The 15,677-nt window shown below is 59.2% G+C and carries 10 protein-coding genes and 1 tRNA gene; 8 read left to right on the top strand and 3 right to left on the bottom strand.

Annotated features, from left to right (window positions below; genetic code table 11):
* The first annotated feature begins 360 nt into the window (after positions 1-360).
* The 8 genes from A4R35_RS08535 (at position 361) to A4R35_RS08500 (ending at position 11,037) form a co-directional block, all read left to right on the top strand.
* Positions 361-2,727, top strand: coding sequence for a Stp1/IreP family PP2C-type Ser/Thr phosphatase (locus A4R35_RS08535; protein ID WP_146747147.1), 2,367 nt, complete (start codon positions 361-363; stop codon positions 2,725-2,727).
* A gap of 173 nt (positions 2,728-2,900) precedes the next feature.
* A complete protein-coding gene (gene aspS, locus A4R35_RS08530; RefSeq protein ID WP_112428405.1) occupies positions 2,901-4,709 on the top strand; it encodes an aspartate--tRNA ligase in 1,809 nt (602 codons plus the stop codon).
* Between the two features lie 364 nt (positions 4,710-5,073).
* Positions 5,074-5,496 (top strand): ArsR/SmtB family transcription factor, encoded by a 423-nt coding sequence (locus A4R35_RS08525; RefSeq protein ID WP_112428403.1) that lies wholly within the window; start codon positions 5,074-5,076, stop codon positions 5,494-5,496.
* A 611-nt stretch (positions 5,497-6,107) separates the two neighbouring features.
* Positions 6,108-6,180 (top strand) — tRNA-Arg (locus A4R35_RS08520).
* A gap of 481 nt (positions 6,181-6,661) precedes the next feature.
* Positions 6,662-7,408 carry a histidine phosphatase family protein gene (locus tag A4R35_RS08515; protein WP_112428401.1) on the top strand — a complete coding sequence of 249 codons (747 nt, stop codon included), beginning with the start codon at positions 6,662-6,664 and terminating at the stop codon, positions 7,406-7,408.
* Positions 7,409-7,462: 54 nt separating this feature from the next.
* Positions 7,463-8,311 carry a hypothetical protein gene (locus A4R35_RS08510; protein ID WP_112428399.1) on the top strand — a complete coding sequence of 283 codons (849 nt, stop codon included), beginning with the start codon at positions 7,463-7,465 and terminating at the stop codon, positions 8,309-8,311.
* 251 nt (positions 8,312-8,562) lie between these two features.
* On the top strand, positions 8,563-9,786 hold the full coding sequence (locus A4R35_RS08505; RefSeq protein ID WP_112428396.1) for a glycosyltransferase: 1,224 nt from the start codon (positions 8,563-8,565) through the stop codon (positions 9,784-9,786).
* A gap of 138 nt (positions 9,787-9,924) precedes the next feature.
* Positions 9,925-11,037, top strand: a complete 1,113-nt coding sequence (locus A4R35_RS08500; protein WP_112428394.1) for a DmpA family aminopeptidase — start codon at positions 9,925-9,927, stop codon at positions 11,035-11,037.
* Here A4R35_RS08500 and A4R35_RS08495 read toward each other — a convergent pair.
* The 3 genes from A4R35_RS08495 to A4R35_RS08485 all read right to left on the bottom strand — a co-directional run bounded on the left by A4R35_RS08495 (position 11,018) and on the right by A4R35_RS08485 (position 15,224).
* A complete protein-coding gene (locus tag A4R35_RS08495; protein ID WP_112428392.1) occupies positions 11,018-12,901 on the bottom strand; it encodes a lipopolysaccharide biosynthesis protein in 1,884 nt (627 codons plus the stop codon). The two genes, A4R35_RS08500 and A4R35_RS08495, sit on opposite strands and share 20 nt — an antisense overlap.
* A gap of 18 nt (positions 12,902-12,919) precedes the next feature.
* Complete coding sequence (locus A4R35_RS08490) at positions 12,920-13,369, bottom strand: hypothetical protein (protein ID WP_112428390.1); 450 nt, start codon at positions 13,367-13,369, stop codon at positions 12,920-12,922.
* Positions 13,370-13,460: 91 nt separating this feature from the next.
* The gene (locus A4R35_RS08485; RefSeq protein WP_112428388.1) at positions 13,461-15,224 is read right to left on the bottom strand and encodes a glycoside hydrolase family 3 protein; all 1,764 of its coding nucleotides are present in this window, start codon (positions 15,222-15,224) and stop codon (positions 13,461-13,463) included.
* Positions 15,225-15,677: the final 453 nt, after the last annotated feature.

The raw sequence follows: 15,677 nt of genomic DNA, 5'->3' as shown, positions 1-15,677 counted from the left end.
CCAAAAGTGAGCTGGCTGCTCGCAGAGCAAGCCAGCCGGAGAGGGGGGAAGAGCAGCGGAGACGGCAGCTAGCCAGAACAGGAGATTGTCGTGAGGGGGAAGGGCAGCGCCAGCAGCGCCTGAAGAAGGCACGCGCGGGCCTGTGATCAGCAAGGCTGTCTGCTTACTTACTTATGCTGAGGAGGAGCCGACCGGGGTGGATGGAGCTGAGCCTGGTGGCGCGGCTTCTACTCGGCCTTGCTATGCCTTTCCCATGCGTTGCGTTTTTCTCGGCGTCGGTGTAATATAGCCTAAAGTCTCGGAATTGCCTAGTGTGCACATCACTCAATCGCGAGCTATCAAGTACGGGAGAGAAGTGCTTTGGCCAAACAACTCCGTCTCGACGTTGCACAGCTAACAGACGTTGGCCGCAGGCGTGAGCACAATGAAGACAATATGGCCTATGTCATCCCTAAGGACCCCCAGGTGATGGCAACGAAAGGCTCACTGTTCATTGTGGCCGATGGCATGGGCGGTCATGCGGCGGGGGAGGTGGCAAGCGAGATTGCCGTAGACACTGTTAGCACGGCATACTATCAGGACGACAGCGATGAGGTTCCGGTCGCTCTGGTCCGCGCTATTAAGCGAGCCAATGCCGCCATTCATCAGCGCGCAGCCGAGAATATGCTGCGCAACGGCATGGGCACAACCTGCGTGGCAGCGGTGCTGCGTGGGAATATGGCCTATATTGCCAATGTAGGCGATAGCCGCGCTTATCTGATCCGCGGCAAGACGGTCAAGCAGATCTCTCAGGATCACTCCTGGGTCGCCGAGCAGGTACGCGCTGGCTTGCTGACTGAGGATCAGGCCCGTACTCACGCGCAGCGCAATGTGATCACTCGCTCGCTGGGCACACAACCCGATGTCGAGATCGATATTTTCACCGAGCCACTGCAGGAAGGGGACTCGCTCGTCCTCTGTACCGATGGCCTCTCCGGGTTGATCACTGAGGATGAACTGCAGGAGATCGTCAATCGCTTCGTCCCCCAGGAGAGTGTCTATCACCTGGTAGAGCGCGCCAATGAAAACGGGGGGCCCGACAATATTACGGCGATTGTGATTCGTGTCAACGAGGTAGGGGTCGAACCGCCTCCTCGCCAACGGCGCCCTGTAGCGGTCGGTGGACCCGAGGAGGATACGGCGATTCTGGAGACTTCGCTGGCCTCTTCGGCTGGTCAGGCAGGGACGCGCTATGGCAATGGCCACAGTGGTACATTCTCTTTCTCGGCTCGTGCCGTACCGACGCTGGCGGATGCGGCGCCGCTGGCCGCTCCTGCCTTACCTGTCTCCAAACGTCGGCGGCGGGGACGGATCTTCTTTCTCAATGTAGCCCTGCTTACGGTGGTCCTGCTGGCACTGGTTGTCGGGGCTGTCTACTATCTGGTGCTCCGCCAAGGTCCTGATCCCGATCAAGTCCTGGCCCAGGCAACGACCCTGATCAACCGCGCTACAGGTGAGCTGAACAGTGATCCGGTGCGCGCTCTGCAAGATCTGGCCAGCGCCCAGCAGTCTCTGCGCTCGCTTCAGGGCGTGTCGCTCTCAGATGCTCAGCGGACGCAGCTTGCCAGTCTTCAGCGCTCGCTGACCAGCCATGCTGAGGCCGCCCTGACTGCCTACAATAAGCGCTTTGGCATTACTTCCCTCCCCTGCTCCAGTACTGGCGTGAGTCCCATCAATACCGGCAGCATTGCCACGCGGGCCCGTAGCCTGGCAATCCTGCAGCAGAAGGGGAAGGCGCTCTTATACGCCTTGGGTGAGGATAGCCAGCTCTACCCACTGATGCAGGTTAATCGTCAATATAGCCTGCAGAATCATCTCGACCTTGATGGCAAGGTGCTCGGCGTGGCCAGTGCTAATGATGGCTCGCAGCTCTATCTGCTCCTGGCTCGCACCAGTCAGAGCCAGGGGGCTGCCTCTGTCAGCTATGAGCTGGCTGCCCTGCAGGCTGGCCAGACGAAGGCCAAAACAGTCCCTATCGATACAGCCTTGACCTCCAACGGTCAGGTCCCGTCGTTAATCGCGGCCTGGGATGGCGATGTCTATGTGGTCTTCTCTTCTAAACAGGCTCCCAACAGTGCCCAGATCGTCGACTTCGATCGTACCAAGCTGACTGCCAAGCAAGCACCGCTGCCGATCTCGGCCAATGTGGTCAGTATTGCCGCTTTCCCCAACAATCAGCTCTTTCTCTTGCTGGGCGATGGCAGCGTGCAGAGTCTGCAATACACCTCGGGCAAGGCCCAGGAGCCGGTACCAGTTCCTGTGCAGGTGCAGCGTCCCATTCCCAGCGCTCTCCCGGTCAGCGATCAGGGGTTCACTGCGGCTACTCCCGTTCCTACCGTCACGGTTCCGGCGCAGCAGGGTCCTGTGCCTCTGCTGGCCTCCAACAAGGCCACCCTCTCTGCTGGCCTGGTGAATCATATTCCCCATCTCTATGTGGCCGATAGCGCTGCCCATCGCTTGCTCGCTTTTACGCCGCTCGGCGGCGGCTCAGCTGGCGGCACTTCTGACTCGAATAGTATCTTAGTGCAGCTGACGGGACAATACACCTCCCCAGGCTTGTTCGCCTCCCTGCGCAGCGCTCAGCCTGACCCCTCCAGTGGCACCCTGCTCTATGCACTTGCTCAGAATACTGCCTCCCTGCTCAATGTGGTTGCTGTCGACACCAGCTCGTCGGGGAGTTGTGCCTGACCACGAGATGGTGTACACTTGGTGAAAACCATTGCAGAGAGTGGCCAGCAGGGACCGCTGCCTGGGAGGCTTTCTTTCTTTTTCCGGGCCGAAGCGAATTGGGCTGTTTCTCGGGTGGTGGTTATCCTCTTGCGTGTGCGTGAATGGCAGTGAAGAAGGAGTCCTGAGCAATCGTGAGTTTCGCCGTACATTATCGTACCCATACCTGTGGAGAGTTGCGTCAAGAGCACTGTGGCCAGCAGGTGCGCCTGGCGGGCTGGGTCAATCGCCGGCGTGATCATGGCGGGCTGATTTTCCTCGACCTGCGCGATCGCTATGGGATCACGCAGGTCGTCTGTGATCCCTCACGCTCGGAGGAGGCGCATCGTGTGGCCAGCGAGCTGCGGGCTGAGTATGTGATCGAGGTCACGGGGACGGTGGCGCCGCGCTTGCCGGGCACGGAAAATCCCCATTTGGAGACGGGGGCTATTGAGGTCGTGGCGACAGCCATCCGCCTTCTGAATCCCTCGCGCGTTCCCCCTTTCTCGATCTCTGGCGAGGGCCAGGTTGAGGAGACCCTGCGCCTGAAGTATCGCTATCTCGATCTGCGACGGTCCAGGATGCAGAAGAACATGATCCTGCGTCATCGCTTGATCAAGGCGATGCGTGACTACCTGGATGAGCGTGGCTTTTTGGAGATTGAGACGCCCATTTTGATCAAGAGTACGCCCGAGGGGGCGCGCGATTACCTGGTGCCGAGCCGGCTCTATCCCGGTCAATTCTACGCTTTGCCGCAGTCGCCCCAGCAGCTCAAGCAGCTGCTGATGGTCGCCGGTCTAGACCGCTACTTTCAGATCGCCCGCTGTTTCCGCGATGAGGACCAGCGCTCGGATCGGCAACCGGAGTTTACGCAGCTGGATATCGAGATGGCCTTTGTCGATGAGAACGATGTGATGAATCTCATCGAGGGGCTGCTGATCTTCTTGGTTGAGCAGGTGACGCAGAAGCGCATCAAACAGAAGCCGTTCCCGCGCCTCTCCTATGAGGAGGCGCTAGAGCGCTACGGTACTGATCGCCCCGATCTGCGCTTTGAGCTGCCCTTGGTGACCATCTCCGACTTGGCGGCTGGCAACTTTGGGGTCTTTCAACAGGCCCTCACCGTCGGCGGCGCGGTCAAGGGCATTCGCGTTCCAGGGGCGGCGGGCTATAGTCGGCGCGAAGTGGAAGAGCTGACAGAGTTTGCTCGCAGCCTGGGAGCGAAAGGCCTGGTCTCATTGGCTATCGCTCCGACGGGCGAGCTGAAGTCTGCCCTGACTAAATTCTTGCCAGCAGAGCAGCTCCAGGCCATTGTGAGCCGCATGCAGGCTGGCCCGGGTGACCTCCTGCTCTTCGTGGCCGATCGCGTTGAGGTCTGCAATGAGGTGCTCTCTCGCCTGCGCCTGCGCCTGGCAGAGCGTCTAAGGCTGATCGATCCCCAGGAATTGGCCTTCTGTTGGGTCGTTGACTTCCCGCTGCTCAGCTATAACGAGGAGGAGGGACGCTACGAGGCCGAGCATAATCCGTTCTCGGGAATGCGTGAGGAGGATGTGCCTTTGCTGGAGACGGAACCGCTGAAAGTGCGTTCGCGCCAGTACGATATCATTTGCAACGGCTCCGAGATCGGCGGGGGCAGTGTCCGTATTAATGTGGCTTCACTGCTCCATAAGGTCTTCTCGTTGATGAATTATAGCGATGAGCAGATTCGCGACCGCTTCGGCCATATGCTGGAGGCCTTCGAGTACGGCGCTCCTCCCCACGGTGGTATTGCCCTGGGCCTGGACCGCCTGGTGATGATTCTCGCCGGCGAGCAGACCATTCGCGAGGTGATCGCTTTCCCCAAGACGCAGAGCGCTCAGGATCTGCTGCTGAACGCTCCTTCACCTGTGGATGAGCAGCAGCTGCGAGAACTCCATCTACAGGTGCGCGCTGCGGCGGAGCCCCCCCAGCCTCCTGTCCATAGCTGAAGTGTAGATCCTCTCGCAGTGCATGCTGCACAGAAGCAGAAGAACCTGCGGGCAGTCAACCCCGCCCTGAAAAGCCTGGGGTTGTTCCTGCCCGCAGAGGCCGCTTCGGCTGGCGTCCCCTATTCAGTCTACAGCTTTTTCTCTATAGACAATTAATTGAAGGTTAATATTTATATGCATCTGAATTTGCTAATATTGTTTAGTAAAATTTGTATCTTTTTCTTGCCCAAAAATTCGCTTGTGAGTTAACGATAGATTTCTCCTTAATACGATTTGGATAGGCAAGTATACTGGAAGTAGATCCCCCCAGATCTAGAGAAAGTTTCAAATCACCCGGATGGGAGGATGGAAGGAGAAGAAGACAATGGCCACAACGAATCAGGGAAACACAACTCGCAATACACAGTCAGGTTCAACGGGATCACTGAGCGTCTTGAGTCGGCAGTCAGGTTCAACGACCCATCATTCGTCGGTGGGAGTGGGGCCTAAGTTCGTGCCGGCTCTCAGCGAAGATGAGGCCATCGGCCAGGCTCGCTTGCTGAAGGCGCTGGCCGATCCTACGCGCCTGCGCATCCTGAGCCTGTTAAGTCGCTATGAAGGGGAGGTGTGTGTCTTTGAGATCGTGGAAAGCTTCACCTTGGAGCAACCGACTATCTCGCATCATCTCCGTATTTTGCGAGATGCGGGGCTGGTGGATTGCCGTAAAAAGGGCCTCTGGGCTTATTACTATGTGCGTCGCGAGGCCCTTAACCGCGCTCGGGATGTGATCAGCGGCATTGTCTCTTAGCCTGGCCTGGCCTGATCTGGCATGTCTCCTGGCCAGGTGGCTCTATTCTCTATCTGGCTGGGGCTGGTGCTTGGGCTGGAATATGTCTGGTATGCCTGAGGTGCTCTGGATCAGCTCTGATTGCTTCCTGGTGGGGGCTTCTTCCAGCCAGTCAGAGGAGCTGGCGAGCCGTCGCACTTCTAGCGCGTGGTCAACAGACAGTTCTCAGTCTGTGGGCCTCTTGTGGGCCTCTTGTGGGCCTCTTGTGGCCTTCTCGCCGGTCCTCAAGGGTGTCAGGGGAGCGGTAGGAGAGGACCCCTGCTTCGCCCCTTCCTGGTCGACCGGGCGAACGCGGTGGAGCGGGGCTCTAGCACGTGAGGCGGCCCCCACCCTGCCAGGGGGTAAGATTGACTGGGGTACGAAGCAGGCTCAGGCTACCAGACTAACAGCGCTGCTGGCCTCACATGGGGGCCTTCGTTGCAGAAGAGGTCGCTCGGCGTCTCCAGTGGAGCTGAGCTTCTTCCCTCTCTTCGCATGGAGCCGCCCCCAAATTCACCAAACTGGTCAATCTCCCCCTTGACAAGGCTCAAAATTTTTTGTATCCTACAAGGCGGAAACGGTAAGTGCTAGATGTGCCTGTAGCTCAGTGGATAGAGCGTTGGCCTGCGGAGCCAAAGGTCAGAGGTTCGAACCCTCTCAGGCACGCCGATCGAGAAGCCCCGGTCATTGTCAATGGCTGGGGCTTCTCTTTGTCTCTGGCCCTGCCTGGCCCTCCTGCTGCCAGCCCTGGTCTGCATGGTATCCTTCCTGTCTACTCGCGAGTCAGGTTGCAGCCCTTTCTCCTCGCTGCTACAATGGAAACCACATGGCTGTGAGGCAGCTGCTACTGCTAAGGATCTCAGCTTCGTGAGGGCTTGGCTCGCGCGACCTCGGTTTCGAGCAGGGCAGGGGACCAGCTCATCCGCTGGCCTGCCTCGCATGCTGGTGGAGTATTGCCGTGACTCGCAGCTGGTTCTGTCGCTACCTATGCCATGCTCGCCGGTGCCTTGCCTGGGAGCGTCTCACTGGTTGGCTCCAGGTGCTGGTGCTCTCTGTCTCTACGAACTATCGCCTCTTCAGGTGGCGACGCCAGCCCCTACGCTGGTGGCGGCAAGACCAATCTGTAGGGAGCACTGCTGCAAGCTCAATGGAGAACAAGCAAACCTTGCTTTTTGTGCGTCATGGCCAGACATCCTGGAACGTTGAGCGTCGTCTGCCTGGACGCTTACCTGGTATTCCTCTGACCGATCAAGGGCGGCAGCAGGTAGCGCGCCTGGCTGATGCCTTGAGTGGGCTACCGATCAGTGCCATTATCAGCAGCCCGCTGGAGCGGGCGCGTGATACGGCGGAGATTCTGGCTCAGACTTGGGGCCTGGAGGTCTGGCTGGAGCCTGATTTGATGGATACCGATGTGGGGCACTGGGCTGGTGAGCGTTACGATGAGCTGCTCAAGAAAGATCCTGCCTGGAAGGCGTTTGTGCAAGATCCAACGGTGGCCCCTACCCCTGATATTGAGACATTTCCCCAGGTGCAGCAGCGTGCTGTTGCCGCAGTGGAGCGCTGGCGCCAGCGCTCCGAGGCGGGTGCCTGGCCGCTCTTTGTGGCTCACGCTGATGTGATCAAGCTGCTCCTGGCTCACTACAGTGGCCTGCCGCCTGTGCGGGCGCCCCTGCTGGGGATCGATAATGCCTCGGTGAGTATCGTAGAACTGGAGGGAGAGTTGCCTCCTCGTTTGATTGCCGTTGGCTGGACACCTCGCCCGGGCTGGTTGCGTGCGCCGGAGGCGGCACGGGCTTCTGTAGCCTCGCCTCCAGCCTCCCCGCCGTCCCCGGCGGCTTCGCCAGGCGCTGGCAGCCAGCCTGGGGAAAAGGGTACAATAGAAGGAGAGGCTTAGCGCGCTGTCTAGCTGTTGTCTATGCTGAGAGAGTGCTGGAAGGAAAGAAGCAGCATGTTTGATCCGCGAGATCCTTACGAGCGTTACTGGTGGCATTACGAGTCACGCCGCCCGCTCTCGATTGCGCAGATCATCGCCCTGGGCTCAACGGATGCGGAGACGGTAGCCTTGATCTGGCTCATGCTGGAGCACGGTGCCTCGCTCACGGTGGCTGGACCGACTGATCCTCAGCCTGGCGTTGGCAAAACCACAACCCTTAATGCCCTGCTCCAGTTTCTTCCCGAAGGGACGGCGCTGGCCTATATGTCCGGCATGTATGAGGATTTCTCTTTCACTCGCTTGCCTGAGGTCGATCCCACTCGCACCTATGCTCTTTGCAATGAGGTCAGCGATCATTTGCCGATCTATATGTGGGGGCGGGTGGCCCGCCGCTATCTGAGGCTGCCCTCGCAGGGTTTCCATATCGCTACCAGCGTCCATGCCGATACGATTGACGATGTGATCCGCATGTACCGTCGCGATCTCCGCCTGGAGATCGAAGATGTTCGTCGTCTGGGCCTGGTGATCAATATGGGCCTGGTAGGGCGCATCTACCCGCCGCGTCGTCGCTGGTTCACCACCCATTATCTGCATCCTGCGGCTCCATCCGAGCGTCCCGATGAGATTGTCAAGCTGCCTCTTTCCGTCTGGAATCCAGAGGACGATAGCTTTGAGCATGCTGATGCCTGCGTGATCGATGAGCTGGCCACGATCGCTGGCTTGCCCTCTCAAGAGTTCAGGGCTGCCTTTAAACGCCGTGTCGCCTGCCTCCAGGAGATCTCTCAGGGGCGCGGTATCGATATGCACGAAATGTTCAATGCTATCGAAAAAGTGCGAAAACAGGAGCGCCAGCTGCGCTCGTGAGCCGGCCTGACCTGAGTCAACAGCCTCAGCGGAAATATCCGCGCTTTGCCCGCGTGTTCTATGTAATGGCTACAGCATGGCGCTGTAGCCATCATGGTACATTGTTGTCTTCCGCCTGTTTTCAGGAGAGGAAAGGAGGGACGCCTGTGTCCGCGCATCTGCTCTCGATGGCAAGCGAAGGGCGCTGGCCCCGCATTTGCAACTCATAACGATTGCTGCCAATTCTTGTGAGGGGAAGGAGTTTGCGCATTATGAGGCATGCCATTGCCATGCTCTGCGTCCATACGTCTCCGCTGGACATGCCGGGGCAGACGCCGGACGCGGGCGGCATGAATGTCTATATTCGTTCTCTGGCGCGCGAGCTTGGTCAGCGCCAGGTTGCTGTTGATATCTTTACCCGTCGCACTGATGATCATCTTCCTCCGATCGTTCCGCTTGGACCCCGCACGCGAGTCATCCAGGTTGAGGCCGGCCCGGTCGCACGCTTGCCAAAGCACGACCTCTATCCCTATCTCCCCCAGTTTTGTGCCGCGGTTGAGGCTTTTCGTCAGGCTGAGGGCCTGAGCTATGATCTGATTCACAGTCACTACTGGCTCTCTGCCTGCGCCGGCCTGGAGCTGGCGAGTCGCTGGCATGTTGCGCATGTGACGATGTTTCACACCCTGGCCCAGGTGAAGCTGCTCAGTGATCCCACCAGTCAGGAGCCTCCCCTGCGCACTGAGATGGAAAAACAGGTCGTGGCCGAAACCGATCGTATTATTGCTGCGACAGCTGAGGAGCGGCTCCAGCTGATGAATCTTTATGCAGCCTCGCCTGGCCGCATTAGTGTCATTCCCTGTGGCGTTGATCTGCGTCACTTTGTCCCCCAGGATCGCTTCCAGGCTCGTCAGCGCTACCGCTTGCCGCTGGACCGTCCTTTGCTCCTCTTTGCGGGACGCCTGGACCCTTTCAAAGGGCCTGATCTACTGCTGCGCGCTTTGGCGCTGATGGAAGAACGGGCTGAGGCCGTCATTGTGGGGGGCAAGCTGCGCGGTGATCGCGAGCTTCAGCAGTTGCGTCGGCTGGCGGCCTCGCTCGGGATGGCGGCTCGGGTGCATTTTCTAGGGGCTTTGCCACCGTGCGAGATGCCTTTTGTCTACAGTGCCGCCGATGTAACGGTCGTGCCCTCTTGTAACGAAAGCTTTGGCCTGGCGGCGGTAGAGTCGCTGGCTTGTGGCACCCCGGTGGTAGCGACGCGCGTCGGGGGGCTGGCTGCGATCGTGCGCCACGGAGAGACTGGCTATTTGGTGCCCCGTTGCGCGGGCTTCTTCGCTGAGCGCCTGGATTTCATGCTACGTCATCCTCTCTTACTGGCTCAAATGCGCCGGGCCGCGCGTCCTTCGGTGATGCGCTTTAACTGGCAGCAGATCGCCTCGCAGGTGCTGGATGTCTATGCCGAGCTACTCAGTGATGCACGCTACCTGCTGGCGCAGTAGGGTGGGCCGGGCCGGTCGACTCTTCGCTGACTGGTGCTCTGCCGCCAGGTCGAAGTTGATGACCGCCAGCTCCCTCCCTCGGCTGTAGCAGATAGCATATGAAACAAGGATTGATCTCATGAGGAGGAGCAATGAGTGATGACACGCGCGCGCCTGCGTGACCTGGGAATCAGTGTGGGGCATCTCCCGCCGGGTCGCTTCAATGCCATTACCGATGTAGCTGGGGTCCTGGTGGGCCACTGTACGTTGATCTATGATGAGCCGCGGGTGGCGCGCACAGGGGTCACGGTGATTGTGCCGCGCGAGGGAAGGATCTGGACGGATCAGGCCTTCGCCGGCTATTTCAGCCTCAATGGTTGTGGCGAGATGACTGGCACGGCCTGGATAGAGGAGGCCGGCCTGCTGCATACACCTATAGCCATCACCAATACCAACGCTGTTGGGGTAGTGCGTGATGCCCTCTGCGCCTTTCCTATGGAGCAACAGGGTGAGGCCGCTCTGGCGGCGGTTTCTTCTTCATGGACTGGAGCCTTGCCGGTGGTAGGTGAGACCTGGGACGGCTGGCTCAACGACATTGCTGCTTTCCATGTGCGCAAGGAGCATGTCTTTGAGGCGCTGAGGACGGCGAAGGGGGGGAGCGTTCCCGAAGGGAACGTGGGAGGGGGGACAGGCATGATCTGTCACGAGCTGAAAGGAGGAATCGGGACTGCCTCGCGCCTGGTCGATTTGGGCGATGCTCGCTATGTGGTGGGGGCCCTGGTCCAGGCTAACTATGGTGCACGCCATCTGCTGCGCGTCTCTGGCGTACCCGTGGGCCGTGAACTCAGCTATGAGAAGGTCCCTAGCCCCTGGTCTACTCCGCCGCCTGCTGCTGGTCGAGAGGGGGCCGGCTCGATCATTGGTATTATTGCCACGGATGCGCCGCTGTTGCCCGTGCAGTGTAAGCGTCTGGCCCGCCGCGCCGCTCTTGGCCTGGCGCGTGTGGGCAGCATTGCCAGCAATGGAAGCGGAGATCTCTTCCTGGCTTTCGCCACCGGCAACCATCTGCCCGCGGGCCAACTGCGGCCCTACGCTCTGACGATGTTGCCCCATGATCGGCTTGACCTCCTCTTTGAGGCCGCGGTTGAGGCGGTCGAAGAAGCCATTCTTAACGCACTCACCGCGGCTGAAACGCTCAGTGGCTGGCAGGGTCGTACCGTCTATGCTTTGCCTTTGGATGAGCTGCAACGCATCATGGAGCGTTATCGCTAGCGGCCTGCGCTCCGGTGCGGCGTCGGGTGTGCGCGAAGGGACGCAGGTAGCTAGCGAGTCGCGGGTGCAGAGAGCGCAACAGCATCAGGTCCTCCTGAGTCAGAGGCCGGATCAGGAGCAGGAGCAGGGCTGCCCCTATGAGATAGATAAAGCCTGCCAGAGTGAGCGTCGGGAAATTATGCGGACGCAGCAGCAGCGATGGTATAGCAGCCAGGGCCAGGGCCAGGAGCAGGCGCAGGGTGTAGCTGAGGGGATAGCGCTCTGGCAGGAGTCGCCAGAGGAAGCCGAGCAGCAAGGCGCCGCCAATGATCTGAGCCAGTCCATCGGCGATCAAGGCGCCCGCCGGCCCCCAGCTGGGGATCAGCACGACCCCAAGGATGATGAGCGAGAGCAGACTGATCCACTGGCCAAGTACTACCTGCCAGGCTCTCCCCACCACATAGAGCGTTGACTGGTGGATGCTGGTACCAAGGGTTCGGATGAGGATCTGGAAGATCAGGAAGAGGGCCAGGAGCGGCCCAACTGGCTCATAGCCTTGATAGAGCAAGTGAGCAATCAGGGAGGCGTTGAAGAAGCTAAAGACCAATACCGGCGCCGCCAGCAGCGTTTCGATCTTGATGAGTGCCTGCCAGGAGCGCGCGAGCCGGGCATAGTTCTGGCCGACGAAGGCCGCCGCCAAGGCCGAGCCGGCTACACCACCGAAGCCGGTCACCATAAGGAGGCTGGCAGTGTGACCAAGCTGGTAGGAGAGGTTGAAATAGCCAATTTCTGCCAGCGGCACGGCGAAACTTCCCAGTAGGATGATGACTGTCTGCTTGAGTAAGGCGCCAGAAACAAGGTTGGTGAGCCAGGCCGAAAGCCCAAGGCGAATCACTGGCTTGAGCGGCTGATGATAACCCGCTCCGCGTTGAAGCAGGAGCGGTGCTTGCCAGATGAGGAAGGCAGCAGCGCTGGCGAGCGAGACCAGTGCCTGCATCCAGAGCAGGCCATCGACGCTGCCGCCCAGTCGCAGCACCAGGTAGCTCAGAGGAAGTTGCACCAGCTGGGACAGGCTGCCGATGACGAAGACGAGGCGCATGCGCATGAAGGAAGCACAGACGGCGGTTTGCAGGCTGAAGATGCCGTTGCCGAGGACGTAGAAGGCGATAGGCGTGATATGACGTAGAAGCTGGGGATTGCGCAACCCGTTGGCCAGGTCGCTAGCCCAGGTCCACGAGCTGGGAAGAAGGCTAAAAGGCCAGGCCAGGGCGGGTAGGGCGAAGAGCATCACCCCCATGCACAGAACCAGGGTCAGGCTGCGTAAGAGTAGCAAGCGCCGAATCAAGGCCGCTGCTGCCGGCTGCCCATGCTCAGCCAGGACTCTGGGTACATAGGTGGTTGTGGCATCCTCCAGCCCAAAAGCGACGATGTAGGCGATGGTATTGAAGGCCGACATCGCTACCGCGTAGACGCCATAGAGTTCATGACTATTGACAAATGCGCGGGTAATGATGAGCGTCAGAATGAATGAGGAGAGGAAAAACCACAGTCCGTATGCCTGATTGAGCAAATAGCTGATGGGGGTTCGGCGCAGCAAATGACGCGCTTCGCCCTCCGCTCTACTGTGCTCTGAGCTGATCGCAGAGCTGCTATCGCTGACAGTATTGGCGCTACTTATGCTGGCACTGACCACCTCTGCGACAGGAGGGTGGCTCGGCGGCGGGTCGTCTCGCTGGTCGCCGTCCTGTCTGCCTAATCCCTCCTGCAGCGTTGCCAGTGGCACGGGCTGGTCTGCCGCACTTCGATCGAGCTGAGAAGCCTCGCTGGTGAGCTGACCAGTATAGAAGCGCTTCAATCGTAAAGGGTGAAACCTGGGTCGCTGCATAGCTCGTAGTATACACCTTTAACCAGATTGGTGCAGCTTGAAGATATGTCGCCCTAGCCAACCAATCCCACCCAGCAAGGCGAACAACTCCAGGATGCTGACGTTGGCCGTCACATGGTCCGGCGAGACCAGGTAGAAAGCCCCGATCTTGGAGGTGGCCGCCACCAGAAAGAGGCCCAGGCTGAACCAGGCTGGCAGCGAGGCGTAGAACAAGGCTCGCTGCCAGGCGCGGCAGAGGAAGCCGATCAGGGTGGGGAGCACATAGAGCGAAGCCGCCACAAGAGGCGCCAGAACTGGGGGGTAGGGGCCGTCCAGGGCCGCTGCCGCTGATTGGGGCAGCAGGCGTGTCCAGAGTTGGGCTGGCACCAGGGCCGTTAACAAGAGCAAGGTCTCAATAACGATCAGACAGATGGCAGTAATATGCCAGCGTTTCTCTTGCTCAGCTGTTGGTACACTTAACCGCAGCATTATGGTTTTCTCTCTTTACAACAATAGAAGGTCAGTCAAAGACAGAAGCATCAGAAGAAAGCCTCTCTGCTGCTCTGAACGGTTAAGAGAGCTACTGTGGTAAATGCAGCAGCCCCAATTGGTATTTCAGCATCAGAATACGGCGTACAGACTCATCGATTCGTTGAACGCTCAATGTTCCCGTTTGCACTGCGGATTTCAGAGCTTCCAACATGGAGGCCGCTGTCTGCGCTGAGATCGGCCCCATAAGCAGATCGGCCCCGGCCTGGACCGCCATCACTGCCGCCTGGCTTTCGTTGTAGTATGCGCTGATCCCCTCCATCGTCAGGCTGTCGGTGATGACCACGCCCTGGAAGCCGAGCTGCTGGCGGAGAATACCGGTGATCACCTTGGGTGATAGTGAAGAGGGTGTGCTGCTGTCGACTGCTTTCACGATCTCATGGGTTACCATGATCGCGTGGACCTGTCCTGTTTGGATTAACGTACGATACGGTAACCAGTCGTTGGCCTCCAGCTGAGCCAGGCTGCGCGTGAGAACAGGTAGCCCACTGTGGGGGTCAACGCTAACATCGCCCAGGCCCGGGAAATGTTTCAGGGTGCCAAAGACCTGGCCACTCTGCTGTAGTCCTTGCAAGTATGCCCCTGCCATGCGTGTCACCAGGCCAGGATCGCTGCCGAAGGTACGCGTGTCCAGTTGCGGGTTATAGACGCTGGTCACGTCAACGACAGGGGCAAGATTCAGATTAATCCCGTAAGATGCCAGATCATGAGCGTCCTGGAGACCGGCGGCCCGCGCGCGCTCGGGGTCATTGGTGGCGCCGATCTCGGCAGCTGAGGGGCGAGGACCATCGAGGTCGCGCAGGCGATCGACTAGCCCTCCCTCCTGGTCAATGGCGATGAGGAGAGGAATGCCGCTTCCTGCGGTGCGAGCCCCGTTCTGAATCTCTTGAGTCAGCTGCTTCAGTTGAGGAATGCTTATGATATTGTTGTTGGCCGTGAAGAGAATCACTGCGCCGACATTTTCTTGTGTGATCATTGTGCTGAGATCCAGCGAATAATAAGGACCAGTGAATTGTACAAAGAGCATTTGCCCCAGTTTCTGGTCAAGCGTCATAGTGCGTAGAATCAGATTGATATAGGCTGCAGGTGTAAGCTGCTGTGAGCTTGGCTCCGTCGCGTGGACTGACGGCGTAGCGGAGGGCAAAGCCGAACGAATCTGCTGTAAGACGTTGTTAGAGCCAGCGGTTGGACCCCAAAGCATAAAGGCCCAGCCCTGTGGTCCCAGCAGCTGAGCCAGGCTGCTAGTGCTGGCGTTGATTACCAGGATGAGCAGGAGCACGAGCAGGCAAAAGGCTTGACCACGGCTGAGTCGCCAGGCCCGCTCTTCTTCTCGCCTGCCAGCTGCTTTCAGGGCCGGCAATTGGCGCGTGGGTAACAAGGCGAGAGCGGCGGCGGCTCGCTCTGCCACGTCGACCCATGTGGGAGGAGGGAAGGCAGGCACAGGGGCAGCAGGCAGTTTGGCAGTTTCGATCTCGGCCAGACGAGACTCTGCCTCTGCCAGTGCCGGAGGCAGAGGCAGCTCGCGCGTCTCCTCCTGGGCGATCTGCTCGGCCTGTTCCTCTTCACTTTGCTTCGGCTCGGCTCGAGCCGCTTCTGGGGGAGTGAACGGCGCCAGGAGAGGCGCTTGCAGCTTTCTGGCATCGCTCCCGCCACCAGTTCTCGAGGAGTGGCGAATGGGCGAGGGCCTGCCGGGAATCCTGATCGTGGCCAGCTTGACAGTATCCTCCTCATCTTCCTGGCGGATCTCAGGAATCTCTGCTGCTTTCCTCTGGCCAGGTGGTTGCTCTTTCTCCATGTTGGTAATACCTCATCATAGTGCCCTCTGACAGGGATGCACTTCTCTCTTCGCTCTAACAGAGGAGCTTGCCGCTTGCTTTGTTCTGCTGCTATTACCAATGACGTATAGCCTGTCTGCTGGTCCAGGGTCTTTTGTCCGTACTCTGGCCAGGCAGCAGGAAAGTGGAGACGGGAGCATGGAGGTCTTTCAATAGACTTGTTGACTGGCCGAAAGTAGGCAAGCACCGCGGGCAGCCTCTACTCTGGGTCGATAGCACGTCACGCAAGCTTGCCCCTTCTCTCTGGCTTTGTGTGACACCAGGTTCATAAGTCGTCTCAATAAGCAAATAGTCTTCCTGTTATACCGGCTCCGCATGATTGCTGGTTACCTCCATGTTGACACTTGTTCAAGTCACCGCTGCTACGCTATACTGTGACTGCTATCAACCGGCAAGTTCTGCGAAAGGTCGCT

It is taken from the genome of Thermogemmatispora tikiterensis (genome assembly GCF_003268475.1).
Taxonomy (GTDB): Bacteria; Chloroflexota; Ktedonobacteria; order Ktedonobacterales; family Ktedonobacteraceae; genus Thermogemmatispora; species Thermogemmatispora tikiterensis.
This window is presented reverse-complemented; position numbering and strand designations above follow the sequence as displayed.

Coding starts and splice junctions, on each gene's coding strand:
- A4R35_RS08525 (WP_112428403.1), top strand. CDS start 5,074: ATGGCCACAACGAATCAGGGAAACACAACTCGCAATACACAGTCAGGT.
- A4R35_RS08495 (WP_112428392.1), bottom strand. CDS start 12,901: ATGCAGCGACCCAGGTTTCACCCTTTACGATTGAAGCGCTTCTATACT.
- A4R35_RS08510 (WP_112428399.1), top strand. CDS start 7,463: ATGTTTGATCCGCGAGATCCTTACGAGCGTTACTGGTGGCATTACGAG.
- A4R35_RS08505 (WP_112428396.1), top strand. CDS start 8,563: ATGAGGCATGCCATTGCCATGCTCTGCGTCCATACGTCTCCGCTGGAC.
- A4R35_RS08500 (WP_112428394.1), top strand. CDS start 9,925: ATGACACGCGCGCGCCTGCGTGACCTGGGAATCAGTGTGGGGCATCTC.
- A4R35_RS08490 (WP_112428390.1), bottom strand. CDS start 13,369: ATGCTGCGGTTAAGTGTACCAACAGCTGAGCAAGAGAAACGCTGGCAT.
- A4R35_RS08515 (WP_112428401.1), top strand. CDS start 6,662: ATGGAGAACAAGCAAACCTTGCTTTTTGTGCGTCATGGCCAGACATCC.
- A4R35_RS08485 (WP_112428388.1), bottom strand. CDS start 15,224: ATGGAGAAAGAGCAACCACCTGGCCAGAGGAAAGCAGCAGAGATTCCT.